At 72.9% G+C, this 23314-nt stretch carries 18 protein-coding genes and 1 pseudogene; 8 read left to right on the forward strand and 11 right to left on the reverse strand.

Annotated elements, in window-relative coordinates:
* Positions 1 to 41 precede the first annotated feature (41 nt).
* Positions 42 to 749: a class I SAM-dependent methyltransferase gene (locus tag E2B92_RS05845; RefSeq protein WP_133087410.1), complete on the reverse strand. Its 708-nt coding sequence runs from the start codon at positions 747 to 749 to the stop codon at positions 42 to 44.
* 104 nt (positions 750 to 853) lie between these two features.
* Between E2B92_RS05845 and E2B92_RS05850 the strand changes: the two genes are divergently transcribed.
* Positions 854 to 1114 carry a DUF6343 family protein gene (locus E2B92_RS05850; RefSeq protein ID WP_126889452.1) on the forward strand — a complete coding sequence of 87 codons (261 nt, stop codon included), beginning with the start codon at positions 854 to 856 and terminating at the stop codon, positions 1112 to 1114.
* Positions 1115 to 1147: 33 nt separating this feature from the next.
* Here E2B92_RS05850 and E2B92_RS05855 read toward each other — a convergent pair whose 3' ends face one another.
* From E2B92_RS05855 to E2B92_RS05870, 4 genes are all read right to left on the reverse strand, one after another.
* Complete coding sequence (locus tag E2B92_RS05855) at positions 1148 to 1870, reverse strand: hypothetical protein (RefSeq protein WP_126889453.1); 723 nt, start codon at positions 1868 to 1870, stop codon at positions 1148 to 1150.
* Positions 1871 to 1981: 111 nt separating this feature from the next.
* Positions 1982 to 2374 carry a tetratricopeptide repeat protein gene (locus E2B92_RS05860; RefSeq protein WP_126889454.1) on the reverse strand — a complete coding sequence of 131 codons (393 nt, stop codon included), beginning with the start codon at positions 2372 to 2374 and terminating at the stop codon, positions 1982 to 1984.
* 201 nt (positions 2375 to 2575) lie between these two features.
* The gene (gene coaE / locus E2B92_RS05865; RefSeq protein ID WP_133087411.1) at positions 2576 to 3205 is read right to left on the reverse strand and encodes a dephospho-CoA kinase; all 630 of its coding nucleotides are present in this window, start codon (positions 3203 to 3205) and stop codon (positions 2576 to 2578) included.
* 44 nt (positions 3206 to 3249) lie between these two features.
* Positions 3250 to 4188, reverse strand: a complete 939-nt coding sequence (locus E2B92_RS05870; protein WP_126889456.1) for a PAC2 family protein — start codon at positions 4186 to 4188, stop codon at positions 3250 to 3252.
* 248 nt (positions 4189 to 4436) lie between these two features.
* Here E2B92_RS05870 and E2B92_RS05875 point away from each other — a divergent pair, with 248 nt between their 5' ends.
* Entirely contained in the window at positions 4437 to 5495 is a 1059-nt protein-coding gene (locus tag E2B92_RS05875) for a right-handed parallel beta-helix repeat-containing protein (RefSeq protein ID WP_133087412.1), read from the forward strand.
* A gap of 162 nt (positions 5496 to 5657) precedes the next feature.
* Here E2B92_RS05875 and rpsA read toward each other — a convergent pair whose 3' ends face one another.
* On the reverse strand, positions 5658 to 7163 hold the full coding sequence (gene rpsA, locus E2B92_RS05880; protein ID WP_126888935.1) for a 30S ribosomal protein S1: 1506 nt from the start codon (positions 7161 to 7163) through the stop codon (positions 5658 to 5660).
* A gap of 350 nt (positions 7164 to 7513) precedes the next feature.
* Between rpsA and E2B92_RS05890 the strand changes: the two genes are divergently transcribed.
* Both E2B92_RS05890 and E2B92_RS05895 read left to right on the forward strand, forming a co-directional pair.
* Entirely contained in the window at positions 7514 to 8308 is a 795-nt protein-coding gene (locus E2B92_RS05890; protein WP_126888933.1) for a class I SAM-dependent methyltransferase, read from the forward strand.
* Complete coding sequence (locus E2B92_RS05895; protein ID WP_126888936.1) at positions 8305 to 10941, forward strand: ATP-dependent RNA helicase; 2637 nt, start codon at positions 8305 to 8307, stop codon at positions 10939 to 10941. The genes E2B92_RS05890 and E2B92_RS05895 overlap by 4 nt, the downstream gene beginning before the upstream one ends.
* Here the strand turns inward: E2B92_RS05895 and E2B92_RS05900 are convergent.
* The 3 genes and pseudogenes from E2B92_RS05900 to E2B92_RS05910 all read right to left on the reverse strand — a co-directional run.
* Positions 10931 to 11893, reverse strand: a pseudogene (locus tag E2B92_RS05900) (DUF3068 domain-containing protein); the annotation flags it as partial. The gene E2B92_RS05895 and the pseudogene E2B92_RS05900 sit on opposite strands and share 11 nt — an antisense overlap.
* Before the next feature lie 13 nt (positions 11894 to 11906).
* Entirely contained in the window at positions 11907 to 12047 is a 141-nt protein-coding gene (locus tag E2B92_RS05905) for an SPW_0924 family protein (RefSeq protein ID WP_126888932.1), read from the reverse strand.
* Between the two features lie 128 nt (positions 12048 to 12175).
* Entirely contained in the window at positions 12176 to 13885 is a 1710-nt protein-coding gene (locus E2B92_RS05910) for a lytic transglycosylase domain-containing protein (protein WP_133087413.1), read from the reverse strand.
* A gap of 206 nt (positions 13886 to 14091) precedes the next feature.
* Here E2B92_RS05910 and E2B92_RS05915 point away from each other — a divergent pair, with 206 nt between their 5' ends.
* Positions 14092 to 14919: a DUF4184 family protein gene (locus E2B92_RS05915; protein WP_133087414.1), complete on the forward strand. Its 828-nt coding sequence runs from the start codon at positions 14092 to 14094 to the stop codon at positions 14917 to 14919.
* Between the two features lie 100 nt (positions 14920 to 15019).
* Here E2B92_RS05915 and polA read toward each other — a convergent pair whose 3' ends face one another.
* Positions 15020 to 17674, reverse strand: a complete 2655-nt coding sequence (gene polA / locus E2B92_RS05920) for a DNA polymerase I (RefSeq protein ID WP_126886975.1) — start codon at positions 17672 to 17674, stop codon at positions 15020 to 15022.
* A gap of 178 nt (positions 17675 to 17852) precedes the next feature.
* Between polA and E2B92_RS05925 the strand changes: the two genes are divergently transcribed.
* Both E2B92_RS05925 and E2B92_RS05930 read left to right on the forward strand, forming a co-directional pair.
* Positions 17853 to 20135 (forward strand): FdhF/YdeP family oxidoreductase, encoded by a 2283-nt coding sequence (locus E2B92_RS05925; protein WP_126886961.1) that lies wholly within the window; start codon positions 17853 to 17855, stop codon positions 20133 to 20135.
* A 63-nt stretch (positions 20136 to 20198) separates the two neighbouring features.
* The gene (locus E2B92_RS05930) at positions 20199 to 20705 is read left to right on the forward strand and encodes a PaaI family thioesterase (RefSeq protein WP_126886976.1); all 507 of its coding nucleotides are present in this window, start codon (positions 20199 to 20201) and stop codon (positions 20703 to 20705) included.
* Here E2B92_RS05930 and E2B92_RS05935 read toward each other — a convergent pair.
* Positions 20683 to 22656, reverse strand: a complete 1974-nt coding sequence (locus tag E2B92_RS05935) for a Xaa-Pro dipeptidyl-peptidase (protein WP_235023708.1) — start codon at positions 22654 to 22656, stop codon at positions 20683 to 20685. The genes E2B92_RS05930 and E2B92_RS05935 overlap by 23 nt on opposite strands.
* A gap of 396 nt (positions 22657 to 23052) precedes the next feature.
* Between E2B92_RS05935 and E2B92_RS05940 the strand changes: the two genes are divergently transcribed.
* Positions 23053 to 23232 (forward strand): hypothetical protein, encoded by a 180-nt coding sequence (locus tag E2B92_RS05940; RefSeq protein WP_126886963.1) that lies wholly within the window; start codon positions 23053 to 23055, stop codon positions 23230 to 23232.
* Positions 23233 to 23314: the final 82 nt, after the last annotated feature.

Here is a 23314-nt window from a genome sequence, read left to right on the forward strand (position 1 = left end):
GCGCGAGTGTCATGGAGGTGGACCGGGGGGCCGCGCGAAACTCATCGGTCCTTCGGCCGTGCCCGCACCCAGGTGCCGTCGTCCGTCAGATACGTCTCTACGGCGAGACCGGCCCGGTCCAGGCTGCCTTCGAACTCCTCCTTCGTCAGCGGCCGCGACCGGAACGTCTGCGTCCAGCGGGCGTCCGGGAAGACGTACTCGGCCACCACCGCGTTCACGCCGTCCCCGACCGGTTCCGCCGACGCGATCCGCACCGTGCAGCCGGAGGGGTCCACGCGCTCACGCGGCACCCGGGTGTGCCAGTCCAGGCCCTCGCGCTGGATCAGCACGCACCCGTCGTCCTCGACGTGCCGGCGGCAGGCCGCGAGCAGCCCGTCCCGCACCCGCAGGTCGGCCGTGTGCACCAGGAACGACGCCAGCAGCACGACGTCGAACCGCTCTTCCAGGTCCAGCGTCTCGATCGGGCTCTGCACGGTCCTGATGCCGGGCACCCGCTCACGGACCCGTGCCAGCATCTCGGCCGACTCGTCCACGGCCGTCACCACCAGGCCGTGATCGGCCAGCGGCCGGGTCATCCGGCCCGCCCCGCTGCCGAGTTCGAGCAGGGTCGCCCGCGCCGGCACGGCGGCGGCGACGATGCCGGGCTCGGCGCCCGCGACGAGCCTGCTGTACAGGTCGACGGCACAACCGTCCGGGGTGATCGCCCCCGGGCCCGTGCCACGGTGTCCCTCGCGTGTCCGTCCGCCCATGCGACCTGAACGGCCGGCCGTGCGGGCCCGTTCCCGTCCGGCACGCCGTTGGCCTGGATCGAACGGTCCCTGGCGGGTACACATCGGGTGGGAGAACGATCGGCATGCGTACGGGCAGTGAACCGAGAACCGCGCGCAGTCCCCTGCGGATCCGCTTCTGGCTGGCCGTGTGGGGCCTGATCTGGGCGGGCGCCGGGACCGCGGCCTTCGCCCTGGCGGGCCGCACCGGCTGGGCGGTGGCCTGCGGGCTGCTGGCCGTGGTCGTCCTCGTCGACCTCGCGGTCATCGTGCGCCACATCCGCCAGGGCCCGCACTACCAGCCGGGCCGCGACATCCCCCCGTACGAACCGGACGACACGCCCTAGTCCACCGCCGCGGCCCGTGCGCCCCCTCTGTGCTCAGTACAGGTGGACGTGGGCGCCCAGGAGCCCCAGGCCCGCCTCGGCGGCCTCGCGCCAGCAGCGCAGCGGCCCGTCCAGCACCGGCTCGTCGTCCGGCCCGGCGTCCAGCCATATCCGCTCCTCGGCCGCCACCCGCTCCAGGGGGGTGAGCCCGAGAGCCCGCTCGACGGCGGGCAGGCTGCGCCGCACCTCCTCGGCCGTCAGCGCGAAGTCCCCGCACCAGCCGGGCAGCAGGGCGGCCCGCTCGGGCCCTATCGCGTGGAACAGCGCGCTCACGGCGTAGTCCTTGCGGTAGAAGCCCAGGTACGGCCGGACCTCCTCGGCCGAGGTCTCCCAGAGGTCGTACAGGTGGACCTCCGTGTCGTCGGAGCAGCCGGCCGAGCCGTCCTGGGAGGAGCGGGGGTCGTCGGACGAGTGAGGGTCGTCGGACGAGTGAGGGTCGTCGGACGAGTGGGGGTCGTGGGAGCAGTGGAGGTAGTCCAGCGGGGCCTCGGACGTGAGGCGGAGGAACGAGCCGATCGCCTGCCCCTTCTCCGGCACCCCCCACAGCTCGTCCCAGTCCCGGTGGTCCGGCAGCGGGTCGGCGCACCAGGCCAGCCAGGCCCGCCGGACCTCCGGGAGCCGGCGGTGGCGCTCTATCAGCGGCAGCACCCGCGCCCGCAGACCGGCCATGACATCGTCCGTGTGTGCCGTGATCGCCCAGGCCGAGGTGAATCCCATCGTCGTGCCCTTCCCCCGTGTCAGCTTGCGTCAACGACGTTACGGGGCCGCACTGACAACCAGCCCGACCTGCGCGAACACCGCCGACAGGGGGCCGGGCGGGGCTACGGGCTATTCCTCGGTGGGGAGGTCGGCCGGGAACTCGACCGGGAAGCGCGCCGCCTCCAGGTACTCCGGCTTGGGGTCCAGAGCGGCGGCGAGGCGGAAGTGCCGCTTGGCCTGCTCCGGGCGGCCGGAGCGCTGGAACGTGCGGGCGAGCGCGAAGTGCGCGAACGCGTTGTCCGGCTCGCGCTCCAGCACCAGCTCGAACTCCAGCTCCGCCGGACGGAGCTGCGCGGCCGCGAAGAAGGCACGGGCGCGCAGCAGGCGGGCTGCGGTGTTCTCGGGGTGGGCCGCGATCACGGAATCGAGCAGCTTCACGGCCCCGCGCGGGTCCCGGGCGGCGAGGAGCTGCTCGGCCGCGCGGTAGTCGATGACGTGGGTCTCCGGGTTGGTCTCGGGCACGCTCGCATCCTTCCCTCGCTGCGGCGGTTCAACATGCGGGGCGCGGACGGTATTCCTCCGGACACCTCCGGCAGCCGTCCCGCCGGGCACCGCCGGGGGCCACCGGCGGTCATCCGTCCGGGCACCGCCGGGCACGGCCAAGCGCCGCCGGAAGCCGTTCGCCGCCCGCTCGTCCCGGCGCCTGTCCCCTGCCGGGCCCGCTCACACGTCCGCTCCGCCGGGCGGCGGCGGGGTGGCGGCGGCACGCTCGGTGAGCCGTGCCCACACGGTGCGGACCTGGGGTTCCAGCTTCTCCAGCGGGCCGTCGTTGTCGATGATCAGGTCGGCCACGGCGCGCCGCTGGTCACGGGTGGCCTGCGCGGCCATCCTCGCCCGCGCCTCGTCCTCCGTCATGCCCCGCAGCCGTACCAGCCGGTCCAGTTGTGTCCCGGGGGACGCGTCGACGACCACGACGAGGTCGTACAGCGGTGCGAGGCCGTTCTCCGTGAGCAGGGGTACGTCGTGGACGACGACCGCGTCCGGCCCCGCCGCGGCTTCGAGCTCGGCCGAGCGGGCCCCGACAAGCGGGTGGACGATGCCGTTCAGGGTGGCCAGCCGCTCCGGATCGGCGAAGACGATCGAGCCGAGCCGGGGCCGGTCGAGCGTTCCCTCGGCCGTCAGGATCTCCGGACCGAACGCCGCCACGACGGCCGCGAGCCCGGGCGTGCCGGGCTCGACGACCTCGCGGGCGATCTTGTCGGCGTCCACGATCACCGCCCCGTAGGAGGAGAGCAGCCGCGACACCTCGCTCTTTCCGGCGCCGATTCCGCCGGTCAACCCAACCTTCAGCATGGGCCGAAGCCTAGGGCCTGTTCTCCGCGCCCCGCGGACGGCCCCTAGAGGTCGCCCTCCCGCTCGGCGAGGAAGCGCTCGAACTCGCGGCCGATCTCGTCCGCCGACGGCAGGTCCACCGGTTCGGCGACCAGGCTGCCCCGGGTCTCGGCCCCGGCCATCGCGTCGTACTGGTGCTCCAGCCCCTGGACGAGCGCGGTCAGCTCCTCGTCGCCCTCGCCGATCTGGCGCTCGATCTCGGTCTGGGTCCGCTGCGCCTGCGTCCGCAGGGAGTGCGCGATCCCGGGCAGGACGAGACCGGTCGCCGCCGTGATCGCCTCCACGGCGGTCAGCGCCGCGTCCGGGTAGGCGGACCGGGCCACGTAGTGCGGGACGTGCGCGGCGACCCCGAGGACGTCGTGCCCGGCCTCCATCAGCCGGTACTCGACCAGCGCCTCGGCGCTGCCCGGCACCTGCGCCTCGTCGAACGGGCTGCGGTGCCCCGGCATCAGGTCGGTGCGGTTGCCGTGCGGCGTGAGGCCGACGGGCCGGGTGTGGGGAACGCCCATGGGGATGCCGTGGAAGTTGACCGACAGCCGCACCCCGAGCCGTTCGACGATCTGCCGCACGGCTGCCGCGAACCGCTCCCACTCCACGTCCGGCTCCGGCCCCGACAGCAGCAGGAAGGGCGCGCCGGTGGCGTCCTGGAGGAGGCGGACCTCGATGGCGGGGGTCTCGTACGCGGTCCAGCGGTCGCGCCGGAAGGTGAGCAGCGGGCGGCGCGCCCGGTAGTCCACGAGCCTGTCGTGGTCGAAGCGGGCCACCACCTGATGGGGCAGCGATTCCAGCAGGCTGTCGACGATCTGCTCGCCGGTCTCACCCGCGTCGATGTATCCGTCGAAGTGGTAGAGCATGACCAGGCCGGCCGACTCCTGTGCCAGCGCCATGTCGACGACGGCCAGGCCCTTCGGCTCCCATGCGTACAAATCCTGCGGATCAGCCACGATTACCGCTCCTCCTCGTGTTCCTAGGGAAGAACGTCACAGGCCGTACCGGCATTCCCGCCGAGCGCCATGATCCGTCGCGCGCCGGTTCCGACTGGGGGCGCCGCGAGCGGCCTTGGTCCAGACCTTGACATGCCCACACCCCATCCCTACCGTCACGGAGCAACGCGCCGGTTCAGCATCACGCCCGGCGTACACATACGCGAACATCTGCCCTCGCGAGCTCCCCCACGGGAAGGCACCCCCACATGCGCACCCGAACCCCCGCCCCGCGCGACCCCGCATCCCGAAGCCGCACCGCGCCCCGCGCCCTTCCGGCCCGGCCCGCACCCCTCGCCGGCCTCCTGGCCGCGGCCCTGGCCACCGGGCTCACCCTCCTCGGCCCGGCCACCGCCGGGGCCTCCCCCGTCGCCGTCGGCGCCACCCCGGCCGCGGTCGTCGACGTCGCGACCGCCGCCCAACTGAAGTCGGCGCTGGCTGACGCCCGCCCCGGCGACACGATCCGCCTCGCCGACGGCACCTACACCGGCAACTTCAAGGCCACCACCCCCGCGGCCTCCTCCGCCCGGATCACCCTCACGGGCTCCTCCCGGGCCGTCCTCACGGCGGGCGGCGGCTACGGCCTCCACCTCGACGGCGCGTCCCACTGGACCGTCAAGGGGATCACCGTCACCGGCGGCCAGAAGGGCATCATGATCGACACCGCCACCGGTGTCGTCATCGACTCCGTCACCGTCCACGGCCTGGACATGGAGGGCGTCCACTTCCGCAAGTCCAGCACCAACGGGGTCATCAAGAACTCCCGCGTCCACGACACCGGCAACGACGGCCGCGGCATGGGCGAGGGCATCTACGTGGGCACGGCCAACACCGTGTCGGACCGCAGTGACCACGTACAGATCCTCAACAACGTCATCGGCCCGGACGTCGGCGGGGAGAGCGTCGACATCAAGGAGGGCACCACCGGCGCGAGGATCATCGGCAACACCTTCCTGGGCCGCGGCATGACCGGCGTCCACCACGACGACTCCTGGGTCGACGTGAAGGGCAACGACGTCCTGGTCGAGAACAACACCGGACGGGACACCCTCAACAACGGCTTCGAGGTCCACACCCAGCTCAGCGGCTGGGGCTGCGGCACCGTCTTCCGCGCCAACAGGTCGGACCTGACCGGCGCGACGGGTCCGAACCGGTACGCGATCCACGCGCCCCACCACTCGTCGTCGTGCCGGACGACGGTGTACGCGGACAACACCCGCACCGGCGGCCGCGCCCTGGTCACGCCGGGCGTCCCGGTCACCGGCTGACACGGCCCACAGTCCGCACGGCACGGCCCTCACCGGCTGACACGGCCCGCGCCCGACGGCGCGCGTCCCGGAAACGGCCCCCGACGCACGACCGAGGCCCGCCCCCTTTCGGGGACGGGCCACAGTCGTCAGCTACTGCTGCTGTTCAGCGGTGAGCCTGGTTCAGCTCTGGCCGCCGGCCAGCTTCTCGCGGAGGGCAGCCAGGGCCTCGTCCGACGCCAGGGCGCCGGAGTTGTCGTCCGACTCCGAGGAGTACGAACCACCCGAGACGCCCGCCGGGGCACCGGCCGCGGCGGCGGCGGCGCCACCCTCGGCAGCGGCGGCCTCGTCGGCCTCGCGGGACTTGATGACCTGGGCCTGGTGCTGCTCGAAGCGCTGCTGCGCCTCGGCGTACTGGGTCTCCCACGCCTCGCGCTGGGTCTCGTAGCCCTCAAGCCAGTCGTTGGTCTCGGGGTCGAAGCCCTCGGGGTAGATGTAGTTGCCCTGGTCGTCGTAGGACGCGGCCATGCCGTACAGGGTCGGGTCGAACTCGACCGACGCCGGGTCGGCACCGAAGGACTCGTTGGCCTGCTTCAGGGACAGCGAGATCCGGCGACGCTCGAGGTCGATGTCGATGACCTTGACGAAGATCTCGTCGTTGACCTGGACGACCTGCTCCGGGATCTCCACGTGGCGCTCGGCCAGCTCGGAGATGTGGACCAGACCCTCGATGCCCTCGTCCACGCGGACGAACGCACCGAACGGAACCAGCTTGGTGACCTTACCCGGGACGACCTGACCGATCTGGTGCGTACGGGCGAACTGCTGCCACGGGTCCTCCTGCGTCGCCTTCAGCGACAGGGAGACACGCTCGCGGTCCATGTCGACGTCGAGGACCTCGACGGTGACCTCCTGGCCGACCTCGACAACCTCGGACGGGTGGTCGATGTGCTTCCAGGACAGCTCGGAGACGTGGACCAGACCGTCGACGCCACCCAGGTCCACGAAGGCACCGAAGTTGACGATCGAGGAGACGACGCCGGAGCGGACCTGACCCTTCTGCAGGGTGGTGAGGAACGTCTGGCGCACCTCGGACTGGGTCTGCTCGAGCCAGGCACGGCGGGACAGGACCACGTTGTTGCGGTTCTTGTCCAGCTCGATGATCTTCGCCTCGAGCTCCTTGCCCACGTAGGGCTGGAGGTCGCGGACACGACGCATCTCGACGAGGGACGCCGGCAGGAAGCCACGGAGGCCGATGTCGAGGATGAGACCACCCTTGACGACCTCGATGACGGTACCGGTGACGATGCCGTCCTCTTCCTTGATCTTCTCGATGGTGCCCCAGGCACGCTCGTACTGGGCGCGCTTCTTCGAGAGGATCAGGCGGCCTTCCTTGTCCTCCTTCTGGAGAACCAGGGCCTCGATCTCGTCGCCGACCTTGACGACCTCATTCGGGTCGACGTCGTGCTTGATCGAGAGCTCGCGGCTCGGGATGACACCTTCGGTCTTGTAACCGATGTCGAGCAGGACCTCGTCCCGGTCGACCTTCACGATGACGCCGTCGACGATGTCGCCGTCGTTGAAGTACTTGATCGTCTCGTCGATCGCGGCGAGGAAGGCTTCCTCGTTACCGATGTCGTTGACCGCAACCTGCGGGGTGGTGGCGGTGGTCTCGGTGCTGCTCGTCATGTGGGAAAGGGCTCCGGTACGGACATGAAGTCGTAGGTACTGCTACGCCGAGAGCCCGTATCGCAGCTGAAGAAGCCGGACAGCCAAGGAAGCGCCCTACCCCGCCAGGGGAGGCGCCTCGAGAACCGAGGGGACATACAACAGATGCGAGCGCGACCTGCTCCGTCTGAGGCGCGCAGGCCCGCAGCGCAACCTTTAGCATACGGGGACGGCCGGACACGGTCAATGCGCGAAGGCGCACACCCGGGGCAGAACGTCGCATACCCGGCACATTTAAAGTTTGCCAAGGCCATAGTGGCCGCGGCTGCCGCTTCCTGAGGAGCCGTGCGCAACCTACAACGGCGGGCGGGATGATCCAAGAGTACGAGCCTGAAGCCACTCGGCGCCATGCCGGTGACACGGAGAGCAGCCGGGCGAGCCGGGGGTGGTGGGACCGGAACGCGGACGAGTACCAGAGCGAGCACGGGGCCTTCCTCGGGGACGACCGTTTCGTGTGGGGCCCGGAGGGGCTGGACGAGGCCGAGGCGGGCCTCCTGGGGGACGTCGCCGGCCGGGACGTGCTGGAGATCGGCGCGGGCGCCGCCCAGTGCTCCCGCTGGCTGGCCGCCCGGGGCGCCCGTCCCGTCGCGCTGGACCTCTCCCACCGGCAGCTCCAGCACGCCCTGCGGATCGGGGCGGACGTGCCCCTGGTGGAGGCGGACGCCGGTGCGCTGCCCTTCCGGGACGGCTCCTTCGACCTGGCGTGCTCGGCGTACGGGGCGGTGCCCTTCGTGGCCGATCCGGTACGGGTCTTCCGGGAGGTGCGCAGGGTCCTGCGGCCCGGCGGGCGGTGGGTGTTCTCGGTGACCCACCCGATCCGGTGGGCCTTCCCCGACGAGCCGGGCCCCGAGGGCCTGTCGTTGTCCGCGTCGTACTTCGACCGCACGCCCTACGTGGAGCAGGACGAGAACGGCGACGCGGTGTACGTCGAGCACCACCGGACCCTCGGGGACCGGGTGCGGGACGTCGTGGCGGGCGGGTTCCGGCTGGTGGACCTCGTCGAGCCGGAGTGGCCCGCCTGGAACACGCAGGAGTGGGGCGGCTGGTCGCCCCTGCGGGGCAACCTGATCCCGGGGACGGCGATCTTCGTGTGCGAGCGCGCGTGATGCGTGCCGAGGCGCTGGAGCTGCCCGTACGCGCCGCCCTTCCCGCCCTGGAGGGCGCGCTGGACGAGCACGGGGCGGCGGTGCTGTGCGCGCCGCCCGGGACCGGCAAGACGACCCTGGTGCCGCTGGTGCTCGCGGAGAGGGGCGCGCGCGTGCTGGTGGCCGAGCCGCGGCGGATCGCGGCCCGGGCGGCCGCCCGGCGGATGGCGTGGCTGCTGGGCGAGCGGGTGGGCGGCCGGGTGGGCTTCACGGTGCGCGGCGAGCGGGTCGTCTCGCGCGAGACGGTCGTCGAGGTGGTCACGACGGGCGTGCTGCTCCAGCGGCTCCAGCGGGACCAGGAGCTGCCCGGGGTGGACACGGTGATCCTCGACGAGTGCCATGAGCGGCACCTGGACGCGGACACCGCCGCCGCGTTCCTGCTGGACGTCCGGGCCGCCCTGCGGCCGGAGCTGCGGCTGGTGGCCGCCTCGGCGACGACGGACGCGGAGGGCTGGGCCCGCCTGCTGGGCGGCGCGCCGGTGGTGGAGGCACCGGGTACGGCGCATCCGGTGGAGGTGGTGTGGGCTCCCCCGGCGGGCTCGGTGCGGCCGCCGCACGGCATGAGCGTGGACCCGGCGCTGCTGGCGCACGTGGCGGCGGTGGTGCGGCGGGCCCTGGCGGAGCGCGAGGGCGACGTCCTGTGCTTCCTGCAGGGGGTGGGCGAGATCGCGCGCGTGGCGGGGCTCTTGTCGTCCGTGGGGGCGGAGGTTCTCCAAGTGCACGGGCGGGCTCCGGCGGCCGTGCAGGACGCGGTGCTCTCGCCCGCTGATGGACGGCGGGTGGTGCTGGCGACGGCGGTGGCGGAGTCGTCCCTGACCGTGCCGGGCGTGCGGGTGGTGGTGGACTCGGGCCTCGCCCGGGAGCCGCGCGTGGACCACGCGCGGGGCCTCGGCTCGCTGACGACGGTACGGGCGTCCCGGGCGGCCGCCCGGCAGCGCGCGGGCCGGGCCGGGCGCGAGGCGCCGGGCACGGTCTACCGGTGCTGGAGCGAGGCGGAGGACGGGCGGCTGCCGAGCTTCCCGGCGCCCGAGATCCAGGTGGCCGACCTGGCCGCGTTCGCGCTCCAGGCGGCCGCCTGGGGCGATCCGGACGCGGCGGGGCTGGCCCTGCTGGACGCGCCGCCCGCGGGCGCCATGGCCGCCGCCCGGTCGGTGCTGGCGGCGGTCGGCGCCGTGGACGGGGCGGGCCGGGTGACGGAGCGGGGCGGCAGGATGGCCCGGCTGGGACTCCACCCCCGGCTGGCCCGGGCACTGCTGGACGGGGCGCCGGTGGTCGGTGCGCGGCGCGCCGCCGAGGTGGTGGCCCTGCTGAGCGAGGAGCCGCCGCGCGAGTACGGCGACGACCTGTCGGCCGCGTGGCGCGCGGCGCGGCGGGGCGGCGACGCGTACGGGGCGCGCTGGCGCCAGGAGGCCCGGCGGCTGGTGGGCCAGCTCGAGGCGGCCGGCGCGGGCGGCACGGGCCCCGGCCGGGCCCCCGCGCACGCCGCTCGGAGGGACGGCGCGGCCGGTGGCGGGGGCGGGACGCACGACGGCACGCCCGGCGGACGGCGCGGGACGCACGACGAGGCGGTCCCCGGGAGGGCCGGGACACGGCACGGCACGCCCGGCGGAGGGGGCGACGGGACGTACGACGATGCCGTGACCGGGTTCGTCGCCGCGCTGGCGTTCCCCGAGCGGGTGGCACGGGCCAGGGGCGAGGGGGCCTTCCTGATGGCTTCGGGTACGGGCGCGGAGCTCGGGGAGGGGTCGCGGCTGCGGGCGGCTCCCTGGCTGGCCGTGGCGGTGGCGGACCGGCCGTCGCACGCCGCCTCCGCGCGCGTGCGGCTGGCCGCCGTGGTGGACGAGGAGACCGCGCGGGAGGCGGCCCGGCACCTGCTGGTGGCGGGCGAGGAGGTGCGCTGGGAGGACGGTGACGTGGTCGCCCGGTCGGTGGAGCGGCTGGGCGCCGTCGAGACGGCCGTACGACCGCTGAGGGACCCGGAGCCCGCGCTGGTGCGCGAGGCGCTCCTGGAGGGGCTGCGGCGCGAGGGGCCTGCCCTGCTGCGCTGGTCGCGGGAGTCGGGTGAGCTGCGGCAGCGGCTGGCGTTCCTGCACCGGGTCCTCGGCGCGCCGTGGCCGGACGTGTCGGACGCCGCGCTGCTGGAGCGTGCGCGGGAGTGGCTGGAGCCGGAGCTGTCGCGGGCGCGGCGCCGGGCGGACCTGGGGCGGATCGACGCGGGGCAGGCCCTTCGGCGGCTGCTGCCGTGGTCCACGGGCGAGGCGGCCCGGCTCGAGGAGCTGGCTCCGGAGCGGATCGAGGTGCCGAGCGGGTCGCGCGTGCGGGTCGAGTACGGCGGCGAGCAGCCCGTACTGGCGGTGAAGCTCCAGGAGATGTTCGGCCTGTCGGAAACGCCCTCCATAGCGGGCGTTCCCGTGCTGGTGCACCTGCTGTCCCCGGCCGGGCGCCCGGCTGCCGTCACGGCGGACCTGGCGTCCTTCTGGCGCGACGGTTACCGCTCCGTACGCGCGGAGCTGCGCGGCCGGTACCCGAGGCATCCGTGGCCGGAGGACCCGGCGACGGCGGAGCCGACCCGGCGGACGAACGCGCGCCGGTGACGGCCGGGCGGTGGCGTGCGCGGGCCTCCAGCCACAGGGACAGCGCCGCCAGCCCCGTACCGAGGAGGACGAAGCTCCAGGGGAGGTACGACGTCATCAGCAGCACCAGGCGGCGCTGTGAGCGCACCAGGTCGACGGTGTGCTCCAGGTAGTCCTGGCGCATCCTGACGTGGCCGGCGAAGGCGGTGACCTTGGCGCGTCCGCCCAGCAGGGTGCCGCCGCGCAGCTCCTCCCGGTGGATCTCCTCGCCGTTGACGGGGGCTCCGGTGACCGGTTCCACCCAGAACATGCGCGTGGTGGTGTACCAGCGGGTGGTGCCGGTCCGCTCTTCGAGCGTCGTGGCGTCGATGCCCGGGAGCGGCATTCTCCTGGGGTAGGGCACCTTGGTCCAGGGGATGGTCTGCTCGAAGTAGTACACCTCCAGGCCGCGGAAGGTGCGGGTGCCCTTGTAGTGGATGGGCGCGGAGGTGCGGGTCTGGGCGTCGAAGTAGGTGTAGTCCCGCTTCTCGGTGAGGAAGGGCCATTTGAACTCGATGCCCTCGCGCCGGACCGGGTCGCCGTCGACCGATTCGCCGGTGGCGTGGACGGGTTGCTGGGTGTGGGCGTCGAAGATGTAGCGCTCGGGGATCTGGGACACCATCGCGCCGTCGGGGCCGACGACGTGGGAGAGGGTGTCCCAGACGACGACGTCGCGGCCCGCGTCGCGTTCGATGCGCCGGGACTCCTCGACGTTGCCCTTGAGGGTCTGGACGATGGTGACCTTGTCGACCCGCTCGGCCTTCATGGTGTCGTACGCCAGGAGGGTCGCCGGTTTCGCCTCCAGGACCATCTCCTGGTACTGGCCGGCCGGGATCTTCGCCAGCCGCGGGAAGGCGTACCAGCGCAGGGTGGGTGCCATGGCGGTGAAGAAGACCGCGAGGGAGAGGAGGACGAGGCCGGCTCGGCGGCGCATGGCGGTCGCCCTCCTACTTCTTGGGTCCGGGGACCGTGGTGAGGAGCGGCTCGGGTGAGGTGTGGCCCTCGGGCGCGGGGTCGGTGACGGCCAGCAGCAGCATCAGGAGCAGGACGGGGACGAGCCCCAGGGCGGCGGCTATGAGGGCGCGCATGGACCGGCCTCCCTGTCTGATGCTCCGTCAGGTGGCTGGCACCGTAGCAACCGCGTTGCGAGATGAGAACACACGGCACCGCCCCGCCGGTGGCCGGCGGGGCGGTGCGTGCGGTGTGCGGTGGGCCGTCAGGCGACCGTGAGCTCGACGGTCAGGGTCGCGCCGCCGGTGGTGGTGAGGCGCAGGAGGAACGTGCCGGTCCGGCCGTCGGCGTAGACCTTCGGCAGGGTGAGCATGCCGTTCGCGTCGGTCCTGAGGCCCTCCAGGGTGCGGAGCGGGTTGCCCTGCCCGTCCTTGAAGAAGGGCCCCTGGTCGGTGACGGTCGCGTCGTCCGCCGCCTTGATCATGGTGGCGGTCACCTCGACGCCGGAGGCGGCGGCGCCCTTGTACGTCGCCTTCACCTGGACCTGGTCGGCGAACTCGGTGCCGGGCGCGGCCGTCAGCGCCTTGTCGTCCGTCCTGGTGAGGGCGTCGGCCTGGCGGGCGGTGACGGTGGCGGTGCGGTCGAGCGGGGTGACCGTGCGGCCCACGACGGTGGCCCGGACGGTGAACTCGCCGGTCCGCTCGCCCGCCTGGAGCGCGGGGGCGGTGGCGGTGCCGTCGGTGCCCGTGAGGACGGTGACGCCGGTGGCGCCGTCCGGGAAGCGGGAGTCGGTCTCGCCGACGAGGGTGAACTTCACGGCGACCCTGGCCACCGGCTTGCCCGTCGCGTTGAGCGCGGTGGCGGCGGGGCGTTCGGCGAACTGCGTGCCGGCCGTCGCGGTCAGCGGCCCGGTGCCCGCGGCCGTGAGGCGCGTGACGGTGGCCGAGGGCGGGGTCGGGGTGGGCGTCGGCGTCTGGGGCGGCGTCGGCGTCGGCGTCGGGGTGGGGGACGTCGTCGGGGGCTTGGGGGTCGGCGTGGGCGTGGGCTTCGCGGTCGCCGGGGGCGTGGGGGTGGGCGTGACCGACGGGGGCGGGGTCGGGGTGGGGGTGGGCGTCGGGGTCGGCGTGGTCGTGCCGGTCCGGCCGGTCCCGTTGTCGCTGCGGTCGACGGGCAGGACCCCGGTGCCGTCGGGCACCTGGTGGCTGTTGCTCTTGTAGTACTCGAACCAGGACAGAACGGTGCGCAGGTACTCCGTCGAGCGGTTGTAGCTGAGGATCGCCTTGTCGAGGTCCGCCTTGACCGCGAGGTCGCGGTTGTTGGCGCACAGGTACATGCCGGCCGCCTGTGCGGCGTCGTAGATGTTGTTCGGGTCCTTGCGCCCGTCACCGTTGGCGTCCTGGCCCCAGCTCGCCCAGGTGGAGGGGATGAACTGCATGGGGCCGACTGCCCGGTCGTGCGTCCGGTCGCCGTCGTAGGCGCCCTTGTCGGTGTCGGAGATGTTGGCGAAGCCGACGCCGTTGAGGACGGGGCCGAGGATCGGCGAGAAGGTCGTGCCGTTCGCGTCGACCCGGCCGCCGCGCGCCTGGCCGGACTCGACCTTGCCGATGCCGGCCAGGAGCTGCCAGGGGAGGTTGCAGCCGGGGTCGTTGGTCTTCAGGTGCTGCTCGGCCTGCTTGTAGGCGGCGAGCACGGTCGCGGGTATGCCCGCTTCCGCCGGGCCGGTGACGACGGGCGCGTCCGGGGAACCGCCGGGCTTGGCGGGGGTGTTGAGCGGCGGCAGATCGGTGTAGTACGGGGAGTTGCCGGTCGCCGAGCCGTCGGCCGTGGGCGGTGGCGTCGTGTCGGAGAGCTGCTGGTCGCCGCCCGAGGGCGTCACGCCGGGTGCCTGTGAGGCGGAGAGCGCCGCCACCGCCGCCGCTGCCACCGCCGTACTGGTGGCTCCCTTGCGCAACCGACGGCCGATGTGCCCTGCCATACGTCCGGTCCCTCCCCGTAGACGGCCCTTCGCGCTCCCCAGCGCGGTCTCAGGCGACCCTACGTCAACTCGGCGCCCCGGCACACCGGCACCTGACCGCTTTTCACGCTTTCGTCACCTCCTGGACGTCCGGAATCCGGTGGAGGAACGTCACGCATACTGGGCGGCATTGATCCGTGGTTCGCACGTCGGGGGGCACGACAGCCATGCCGTTCACACTCAGCCATGCCGCGGCGGTCCTGCCGGGGATACGGAAGTCGGGCACCGGGCGGGGGCCGTTGGTCGCCTCGGCGCTCGTCATGGGGTCCTTCTCGCCCGATATGACGTACTTCGCGGACACCGTGATCCCCGGGGCGATGCTCTTCGGGGACGTCACCCACGGCCTGATGGGCATCCTGACCGTCGACGTTCTGATCACGGCCGCTCTCGTGGCGGTGTGGCTGATGGTGCGTGAGCCGCTGCTGGCCCTGGTGCCGGGCCGGTGGCAGGGACGGACGCACGCCCTGGTGCGGGGTGAGTCCTGGCGCGAGCGGCATCCGGCGGGGCTCGCGGTCCGCTTCTACGTCTCGGCCGCCATCGGGGCGGCGACGCACGTGGGGTGGGACGCCTTCACGCACGCGGACCGGTGGGGCACCAGGGTGCTGCCGGTACTGGGCGACGTGGTGGCCGGCTTCCCCGTGTACCTGTACGCCCAGTACGGCGGCTCCGCCGTGGCCCTGGTGGTGCTGGTGTGGTTCGTGGGCGGCGCGCTGCGGCGGGTGCCGCCGGAGGCGGCGGTGCGGGCTCCGGCGTCGGTGCCGGTGCTGGACCGGCGGGGGCGGTGGCTGGCGGGGGGCCTGCTCGGGGGGTGCGTGGCGGCCGGGATCGTGCACCGGTGCGTGCGGTGGTACGCGTACTGGGGGCGGATCGACACGCCGCTGGACATCATCCCCACGGCGTGCTTCGGCGCGGGGGCCGGGCTGGCGGCGGGCCTGCTGCTGTACGGCGCGGGGATGCGCCTGCGCACGGCGGGCGCACGCGGGGCGGCGGGCTAGCCGCGCCCCGGCCGGGCGGGCGTGTCCGGGCCGGCGCAGGGGCGGCGGGCTGGCCGCGCCCCGGCCGGCCCGTGCTGGGCCGACCGGGGGCGGGGGCACGTCAGTGCGCCGCGGAGTCCCAGTCCGCGCCGACGCCCACCGAGACGTCCAGCGGGGCGCGCAGCTCGACCGCCGTGGACATCTCGTGCCGGACGATCTCCTCCACGCGCTCACGCTCGCCGGGGGCCACTTCGAGGACGATTTCGTCGTGGACCTGGAGCAGGATGCGCGTGGCCAGGCCCGCCTCGCGCAGCGCCCGGTCGACGTTGAGCATGGCGACCTTCACGATGTCGGCGGCCGTGCCCTGGATCGGGGCGTTCAGCGCCATCCGCTCGGCCGCCTCGCGGCGCTGGCGGTTGTCGCTGTTCAGGTCCGGCAGGTACCGGCGGCGGCCGAGCATCGTCTCCGTGTACCCGGTGGCGCGGGCCTCGTCGACGACCCGGCGCAGATAGTCCCGCACGCCGCCGAACCGCTCGAAGTACGTGTCCATCAGGGCACGCGCCTCGCCCGCCTCGATGTTGAGCTGCTGGGACAGGCCGAAGGCGGACAGGCCGTACGCCAGGCCGTACGACATGGCCTTGATCTTGCGGCGCATCTCGGCGTCGACCGCCGAGCGCTCCACGGAGAACACCTGGGAGGCGACGGTGGTGTGCAGGTCCTCGCCGGAGGTGAACGCCTCGATCAGGCCCGCGTCCTCGGAGAGGTGGGCCATGACCCGCAGCTCGATCTGGCTGTAGTCGGCCGTCATGAGGGACTCGAAGCCCTCGCCGACGACGAAGCCGTGCCGGATGGCGCGGCCCTCGTCGGTGCGCACCGGCACGTTCTGGAGGTTGGGGTCGGTGGACGACAGCCGGCCCGTCGCCGCGACGGTCTGGCTGAAGGTGGTGTGGATCCGGCCGTCCGCCGCGATCGTCTTGATCAGGCCCTCGACGGTGGAACGCAGCCGGGCCTGCTCGCGGTGGCGCAGCATGATGACCGGCAGTTCGTGCTCGGTCTGGCCGGCCAGCCAGGCCAGCGCGTCGGCGTCCGTGGTGTAACCGGTCTTGGTCTTCTTGGTCTTCGGCAGGTTCAGCTCGCCGAAGAGGACCTCCTGGAGCTGCTTGGGCGAGCCGAGGTTGAACTCGTGCCCGACGGAGGCGTGCGCCTCCTTCACGGCCTGCTGGACCGCGCCCGCGAACTGCTGCTCCATGGCCTCCAGGTGGGCGCGGTCGGCGAAGATGCCGTGCCGCTCCATCCGGGCGAGCAGCAGGGAAGTGGGCAGCTCCACGTCGTGCAGCAGCCCGGTGGCACCGACCTCCCCGAGCTTCTCGCCGAACGCGTCGCCCAGGTCGAGGACCGCGCGGGCCTGGGCCATCAGGGCGTCGGCCTCGGCCTGCTCGTCGGTGCCGAAGGCGAGCTGCCCGTCGGCGGCGGCGGGGGCCAGCTCGCGGTGCAGGTACTCGACGGACAGGGCGTCCAGCGCGAACGACCGGCGGCCCGGCTTGACCAGGTACGCGGCGAGGGCGGTGTCCATGGTGATGCCCTCGATGTGCCAGCCGTGCTCGGGGAAGACCCGCAGCGCCTCCTTGGCACTGTGCATGATCTTCGGGCGGTCCGGGTCGGCGAGCCAGGCGGAGAAGGCCCGCTCGTCGGCCTCGTCGAGCTGGGTGGTGTCGAACCAGGCCGCCTTGCCGTCGGCGGCGGCGAGCGCGACCTCGCTGACGTTGCCCACGCCGAGTGCCCAGGTGGCGACGGTCGCCACACCCAGCGGCTGGTTGCCGTGCTGCTCCAGCCAGAACGCCAGCTCCCCCGCGCCCAGGACCGTGCCGTCCAGCTCGACGCCGGCGGCCGTGGCCGGCGCCTCTTCCTCCTCCGCGCCCGGGTCGACCGCGAGGAGCCGCTCCCGCAGGCTCGGGTTGCGGATCTCCAGGACCTCCAGGAACCCCTTCAGCGCGGTCCTGTCGTAGGGCCGGCGCTCCAGGTCCGCGACGGACTTGGGCAGCTCGACGTCCCGGACCAGCTCCGTCAGGTGGCGGTTGAGCTTGACCGACTCCAGGTGGTCGCGCAGCGCCTGCCCGACCTTGCCCTTGACCTCGTCGGCGCGCTCGACCAGCTCCGCGAAGGACCCGAACTGGGTGATCCACTTGGTGGCGGTCTTCTCGCCGACACCGGGGATGCCCGGCAGGTTGTCGGACGGGTCGCCGCGCAGGGCGGCGAAGTCCGGGTACTGCGAGGGGGTCAGTCCGTACTTCTCCTGGACCTTCTCCGGGGTGAACCGGGTCAGCTCGGAGACGCCCTTGGTGGGGTACAGCACCGTGATGTGGTCGGAGACGAGCTGGAAGGAGTCCCGGTCACCGGTGACGATCAGCACCTCGAAGCCCGCCGCCTCGGCCTGCGTGGCCAGGGTGGCGATGACGTCGTCGGCCTCGAAGCCGTCGACCGCGAACCGCTCCGCGTTCATCGTGTCCAGCAGCTCGCCGATCAGCTCCACCTGCCCCTTGAACTCGTCGGGGGTCTTGGAGCGGTTCGCCTTGTACTCGGGGAAGTCCGCCGAGCGCCAGGTCTTGCGGGACACGTCGAACGCCACGGCGAAGTGCGTCGGCGACTCGTCACGCAGCGTGTTCGCCAGCATCGACGCGAAGCCGTAGATGGCGTTGGTCGTCTGGCCGCTCGCGGTCGTGAAGTTCTCCGCGGGCAGCGCGAAGAACGCCCGGTACGCCAGGGAGTGCCCGTCCATGAGGAGCAGGCGCGGACGGTTGTCGTCGGTCTTCTTCGATGCTGTCTCTACCACGGGGACGATCCTGCCACGCCCCACTGACAATGCCGCTCCCGCCCGAGGGGCGGCGACGGCTGTCGGTGCCACGTGACAGGATCGGAGACGTACCCCGCCACACAACCGCTCAAGGGGGAGCGTGATGGCCAGCAAGCCGCCCACAGGTGACCCGGTCCAGGACGCGCCGCAGGTCGCGCCGCCGCAGCACGCCGCCGCAGGGCTCCCCGCGATCGGGCACACGCTCAAGGTCTCGCACGCCCAGATGGGGCTGCGCCGCACCGCGCGCACCCTGCTCAAGGTCAACCAGAAGGACGGCTTCGACTGCCCCGGCTGCGCCTGGCCCGAGGGCGACAAGCGGCACGTCGCGGAATTCTGCGAGAACGGGGCGAAGGCCGTCGCCGAGGAGGCGACGCTGCGCCGGGTCACCCCGGAGTTCTTCGCCGCCCACCCCATCGCGGACCTGGCCACCCGCAGCGGGTACTGGCTGGGCCAGCAGGGCCGCATCACCCACCCCATGTACGCGGCGGAGGGCGCCGACCGGTACGAGCCGGTGAGCTGGGAGCGGGCCTTTCAGATCATCGCGGAGGAGCTGACCGCCCTCGGCTCCCCCGACGAGGCCGTCTTCTACACCTCAGGCCGCACCAGCAACGAGGCCGCGTTCCTGCTCCAGCTCTTCGCCCGGGAGTTCGGCACGAACAATCTGCCGGACTGCTCCAACATGTGCCACGAGTCGTCCGGCTCGGCGCTGAACGAGACCATCGGCATCGGCAAGGGCAGCGTCTCGCTGGAGGACCTGCACCGCGCCGACCTGATCATCGTGGCCGGGCAGAACCCGGGCACCAACCACCCCCGCATGCTGTCCGCCCTGGAGAAGGCCAAGGCCTCCGGTGCACGGATCATCTCGGTGAACCCGCTGCCCGAGGCGGGCCTGGAGCGGTTCAAGAACCCGCAGACGCCGCAGGGCATGCTCAAGGGCGCCGCCCTCACCGACCTCTTCCTCCAGATCCGCATCGGCGGCGACCAGGCCCTCTTCCGGCTGCTGAACAAGCTGGTCCTGGAGACGGAAGGGGCGGTCGACGAGGACTTCGTACGGGAGCACACCCACGGGTACGAGGAGTTCGCCGCCGCCGCCCGGGCCGCCGACTGGGACGAGACCCTCGCCGCCACGGGCCTGGAGCGCGGCGAGATCGAGCGGGCGCTGCGCATGGTGCTCGCCTCGCGGCGCACCATCGTGTGCTGGGCCATGGGCCTCACCCAGCACAAGCACTCGGTGCCCACCATCCGTGAGGTGGTCAACTTCCTGCTGCTGCGGGGCAACATCGGCCGCCCCGGGGCCGGCGTGTGCCCGGTCCGCGGCCACTCCAACGTGCAGGGCGACCGCACCATGGGCATCTTCGAGCGCCCGGCGCCCGCCTTCCTGGACGCGCTGGACAAGGAATTCGGGATCACCTCGCCCCGCCACCACGGTCTCGACGTGGTCCGTGCCATCGAGGCGCTGCGGGACGGCAGGGCGAAGGTCTTCTTCGCCATGGGCGGCAACTTCGTCGGCGCGACGCCCGACACCGAGGTCACCGAGGCCGCCGTGCGGCGCGCCCGGCTCACCGTGCACGTGTCGACCAAGCTGAACCGGTCCCACGCGGTCACCGGCACGCGCGCGCTGATCCTGCCCACGCTGGGCCGCACCGACAAGGACGTGCAGAAGAGCGGCAAGCAGTTCGTGACGGTCGAGGACTCGATGGGCCTGGTCCACGCCTCACGGGGGAACCTGCCGCCGGCGAGCCCGCACCTGCTGTCCGAGCCGGCGATCGTGGCCCGCCTGGCGCGGGCGGTGCTGGGCGAGGCGTCGGCCACACCGTGGGAGGAGTTCGCACACGACTACGCCACGATCCGCGACCGCATCGCGCGCGTGGTGCCCGGCTTCGAGGACTTCAACGCCAGGCTGGCGGCGAACCCCGGCGGCTTCACCCTCCCGCACGCCCCGCGCGACGAGCGCCGCTTCCCCACGAAGACCGGCAAGGCGAACTTCACGGCCGCCCCCGTCGAGTACCCCCGGGTGCCCGAAGGCCGGCTGCTGCTCCAGACGCTGCGCTCGCACGACCAGTACAACACCACGATCTACGGTCTGGACGACCGCTACCGGGGCATCAAGGGCGGCCGCCGCGTCGTCCTGGTCCACCCCGACGACGCCCGCCGGCTCGGCCTGGCCGACGGGGCGTACGCCGACCTGGTCAGCGAGTGGACGGACGGCTCCGAGCGCCGCGCGGCCGGCTTCCGCGTCGTCCACTACCCCACCGCCCTCGGCTGCGCGGCGGCGTACTACCCGGAGACCAACGTCCTGGTGCCGCTGGAGGCGACCGCCGACGTCAGCAACACCCCCGCCAGCAAGTCCGTCATCGTGCGTCTGGAACAATCACCCACCGTCTGAGCGTTCGCTTAGGAAGCGCCGCAGACCAGGGACATGACCGCACGACGATCGGAGCCGGGCCCCATGGGCGAGCAGACACAGGTGAAGTTCCCTCAAGAGGTCATCGACGAGTACGCCTCACTCGGCGTGGACCTGCCCGCCCTCTTCTCCGCCGGGCACCTCGGCAACCGCATGGGCGTGCAGATCGTCGAGGCGTCCGCGGACCGCGTCGTCGGCACCATGCCGGTCGAGGGCAACACCCAGCCCTACGGGCTGCTGCACGGCGGCGCGTCCGCCGTGCTGGCCGAGACGCTCGGCTCGGTCGGCTCCATGCTGCACGGCGGCGTCTCCAGGATCGCTGTGGGCGTGGACCTGAACTGCACGCACCACCGGGGCGTCCGCAGCGGACTGGTGACCGGTGTGGCCACCCCCGTCCACCGCGGCCGCTCCACCGCGACGTACGAGATCGTCATCACCGACGAGCAGGACAAGCGGGTCTGCACGGCCCGCCTGACCTGCCTCCTGCGCGACGTCTCCCCCAAGGACGCGGAGAACGTCCCCGGGGCGGTCACCGCCCCGGCCAAGGACTGACCGGCGGCACACCGGCCGCCGGCGGGGCGACCGGCAGGGTGATGCCGCTGAGCCCGGCCCGGACCGTCATCCGCGTCCCGGCCGGGTACCGCAGGGTGTAGTCGTGGTCGGTCGAGATCAGCACCACACCCAGCCGGTGCCCCTTCTTGAAGACGTAGTCCTGGGGCTGCATCTCCCACTCCAGGCGGTACTCCCGGCCCTCCACGACCCGGCTCTGCCGCTCGAGGGAGTCGCGGTTGCGGACGTCCAGCCACCCCCGCGACACGATCTTGAAGTCGGCCGTCTCCGTCCGGTGCCGGGTCCGGTGGGCGCAGCCGGTGTCGCCGGGGACGCCCTCGCCGTAGCAGACGAGCTGCGAGGTGTCCGCCACCGTCCCGGCGGTCGCCCTGGTGTCCGTGCCGTGGTCGACGAGCAACGCCGTCACATAGGGGGACGTGCCGTCCAGGGACGCCCGCACCGACACGGTGGGCGTCCCGCTGATCCGCAGGTCGGCGCCGAGCGGCCCGGTGGTGTAGGCGAGCCGGTTCGGGTTCCGCTCGTCCGGAGCGGCCACGAGCTGCTCCGCCCGCAGGGTGCGGCCCGCGTCGGTGAGCGTGTGGCGGGCGGTCCGGCCGGGCACCGGCGACAGGCCGCCGTCCGCGGTGAGCCGCAGGCCGACGTCCCGCGTGCCCGGCGCGGGCCAGTCGCGCTCCTGCCGCCAGGTGAAGTCGGCCTGCTCCACTTCGGCCCTCGGCCCGTCCAGGGCCCCGTTGTCCAGGCCGTACAGCCAGTGGTCGAACCACTGGTGCAGCTTGGCGAGCCACTCCTCCATCCGCAGCGGCATCGGATTGCTGTGCCCGGCCCGGTGCAGCCACAGGGCGCGGGGCACGTCGTGCTCCTCCAGCGCCTCCCACAGCCGGGCCGCGTGCCGGGTCTTGACGTTCCAGTCGTTGAGGCCCTGCACCAGGAAGACACCGGCCTTGATCTTCCCGATGTCCTTCAGATAGTCCCGCTCCCGCCAGAAGGCGGTGTAGTCACCGCTCGCCCGGCCCTGGTCCGCGGTGAGCCGGTCCAGGACGGGCGCGCAGACGTCCCGGCCGGCCCGGCTGTTGACGGCCCTGGCGAGGATGTCGGCGTCCTCGCCCTGGTAGCCGCCGGGCGCCACGACTCCGCCGCCCGCCCGGTAGTAGTCGTACCAGGAGCTGATCCCCGCGATCGGCACGACGGCCTTGAGGCCCTCGACGCCCGTGGTGGCCACCGCGGTCGGCAGGGTCCCGTTGTACGAGATGCCCATGAGCGCCGCGTCGCCGGTCGACCAGGCCGCGCCGACCGGCCGGCCCTCGGGGTCCCAGCCCCTCGCGCGGCCGTTCAGCCAGTCGACGGCCGCCTTCGCGCCGAGCGTCTCGGCGCGGCCCCCGGACACCGGGCAGCCCGTCGAGCCGCCCGTACCGACGCTGTCGAGCTGGGCCACGGCGTAGCCACGGGGCAGGAAGTAATTGTCGGTGTACCCGGGGAAGACCACGGCGGAGGCGTTCAGAGGGGCCGGATCCGCCCCGGCGGCCGTCTCGTAGAGGCCCGGAAGCCCGGTGCGCCCCTTACCGCCGGGCAGTCCGTCCTCCTCGAGGTCGACGTTGTGGAAGGGCACGTCATTGCCCCCGCCCCAGTACGGACTCGCCTCGACGATCGTCGCGACCTTCAGCCCGGCGTCGGTCTCCCGGGGCCGCAGGATGCGCATCCGTACCGTGTCGCGCCGGCCATCTTGGTCGCTGTCCGTCGCGGTCTCGATGTCCACATGCTGGTACACGGCCTCCGCGCGGGAGAAGACGGGCTGGGTCGCCCCGCCCGTGATCCGCAGCGCGGGACGCTCGTCGGCGGCGCGCGCGGACGACAGCGGGAGCGCCGTCAGAAGCGCGGCCGCGGCCACGCCCAGGGCGAGCGGGCGGGTCGCCCACGTCGTGCGTAATACGGTCATTCTCGGCATCGTGCCTGCCTCCGGGGGTTCTGAGGGGTGTGACGAGCACAAGGGAAGCGCCCACATATTCCACCGTCCGCACACCTGTCACACCAGACCGCCCAACCCCGCCCCGTTCACGCACAGTTGACGGTGCACGTCCCTGGCCGGGACACCCGGGGCGCGCGTACCGTCTGGCACATGACGCCCGGTGCACCGCGCCGCGGACGACGCCGCGGGCGACCGCTCGCCCTGCTCGTCGCCGCCGTTCTGCCCGTCGGCTGCGCCTCCACCGATCGCGCCGACGGTCGGACCAACTCACCCTCGCCACAAGCCACTTCACCTATCGAACTCTGCGTCGCGCTGATCGGACACTGGGCCCGCGAAGAGCTCGCGGGGCGGGCGAAAGGGGACTTCATGCAGAAGGGGCTCTCAGGGGCCCAGAACGAGATCCTCCTGGCGGTCGTCGCCGATGCCCGCGAGGAGCTGCGGCGCGCCGGCCCGGAGGCGGCCGGCCGGGTGGTGGAGAGGGAGACACGACGCCGGTGCGCCGAGCGCCAGAGGAGCGGCGGAGCCACCGGACACCCCTGGCAGTGATCCGCTCCGCCACCCGCCGACCGTCACTCTGAGTAACGATCAAGGGGAGTGATACCCGCCACCCCCGGCGGGTCCCGGACGG

This window comes from Streptomyces sp. WAC05374 (assembly GCF_004353505.1).
In the GTDB taxonomy this organism is placed as follows: domain Bacteria; phylum Actinomycetota; class Actinomycetes; order Streptomycetales; family Streptomycetaceae; genus Streptomyces.

Bases quoted from the DNA above. Each gene is read 5' to 3' on its own strand.
- E2B92_RS05850 (WP_126889452.1), top strand. From the start codon at position 854: ATGCGTACGGGCAGTGAACCGAGAACCGCGCGCAGTCCCCTGCGGATC.
- polA (WP_126886975.1), bottom strand. From the start codon at position 17,674: ATGGACGGGCACTCCCTGGCGTACCGGGCGTTCTTCGCGCTGCCCGCG.
- E2B92_RS05930 (WP_126886976.1), top strand. From the start codon at position 20,199: ATGGGCGAGCAGACACAGGTGAAGTTCCCTCAAGAGGTCATCGACGAG.
- E2B92_RS05845 (WP_133087410.1), bottom strand. From the start codon at position 749: ATGGGCGGACGGACACGCGAGGGACACCGTGGCACGGGCCCGGGGGCG.
- E2B92_RS05890 (WP_126888933.1), top strand. From the start codon at position 7,514: ATGATCCAAGAGTACGAGCCTGAAGCCACTCGGCGCCATGCCGGTGAC.
- E2B92_RS05875 (WP_133087412.1), top strand. From the start codon at position 4,437: ATGCGCACCCGAACCCCCGCCCCGCGCGACCCCGCATCCCGAAGCCGC.
- E2B92_RS05940 (WP_126886963.1), top strand. From the start codon at position 23,053: ATGCAGAAGGGGCTCTCAGGGGCCCAGAACGAGATCCTCCTGGCGGTC.
- coaE (WP_133087411.1), bottom strand. From the start codon at position 3,205: ATGCTGAAGGTTGGGTTGACCGGCGGAATCGGCGCCGGAAAGAGCGAG.
- rpsA (WP_126888935.1), bottom strand. From the start codon at position 7,163: ATGACGAGCAGCACCGAGACCACCGCCACCACCCCGCAGGTTGCGGTC.
- E2B92_RS05935 (WP_235023708.1), bottom strand. From the start codon at position 22,656: ATGACCGTATTACGCACGACGTGGGCGACCCGCCCGCTCGCCCTGGGC.
- E2B92_RS05905 (WP_126888932.1), bottom strand. From the start codon at position 12,047: ATGCGCGCCCTCATAGCCGCCGCCCTGGGGCTCGTCCCCGTCCTGCTC.
- E2B92_RS05910 (WP_133087413.1), bottom strand. From the start codon at position 13,885: ATGGCAGGGCACATCGGCCGTCGGTTGCGCAAGGGAGCCACCAGTACG.
- E2B92_RS05925 (WP_126886961.1), top strand. From the start codon at position 17,853: ATGGCCAGCAAGCCGCCCACAGGTGACCCGGTCCAGGACGCGCCGCAG.
- E2B92_RS05855 (WP_126889453.1), bottom strand. From the start codon at position 1,870: ATGGGATTCACCTCGGCCTGGGCGATCACGGCACACACGGACGATGTC.
- E2B92_RS05915 (WP_133087414.1), top strand. From the start codon at position 14,092: ATGCCGTTCACACTCAGCCATGCCGCGGCGGTCCTGCCGGGGATACGG.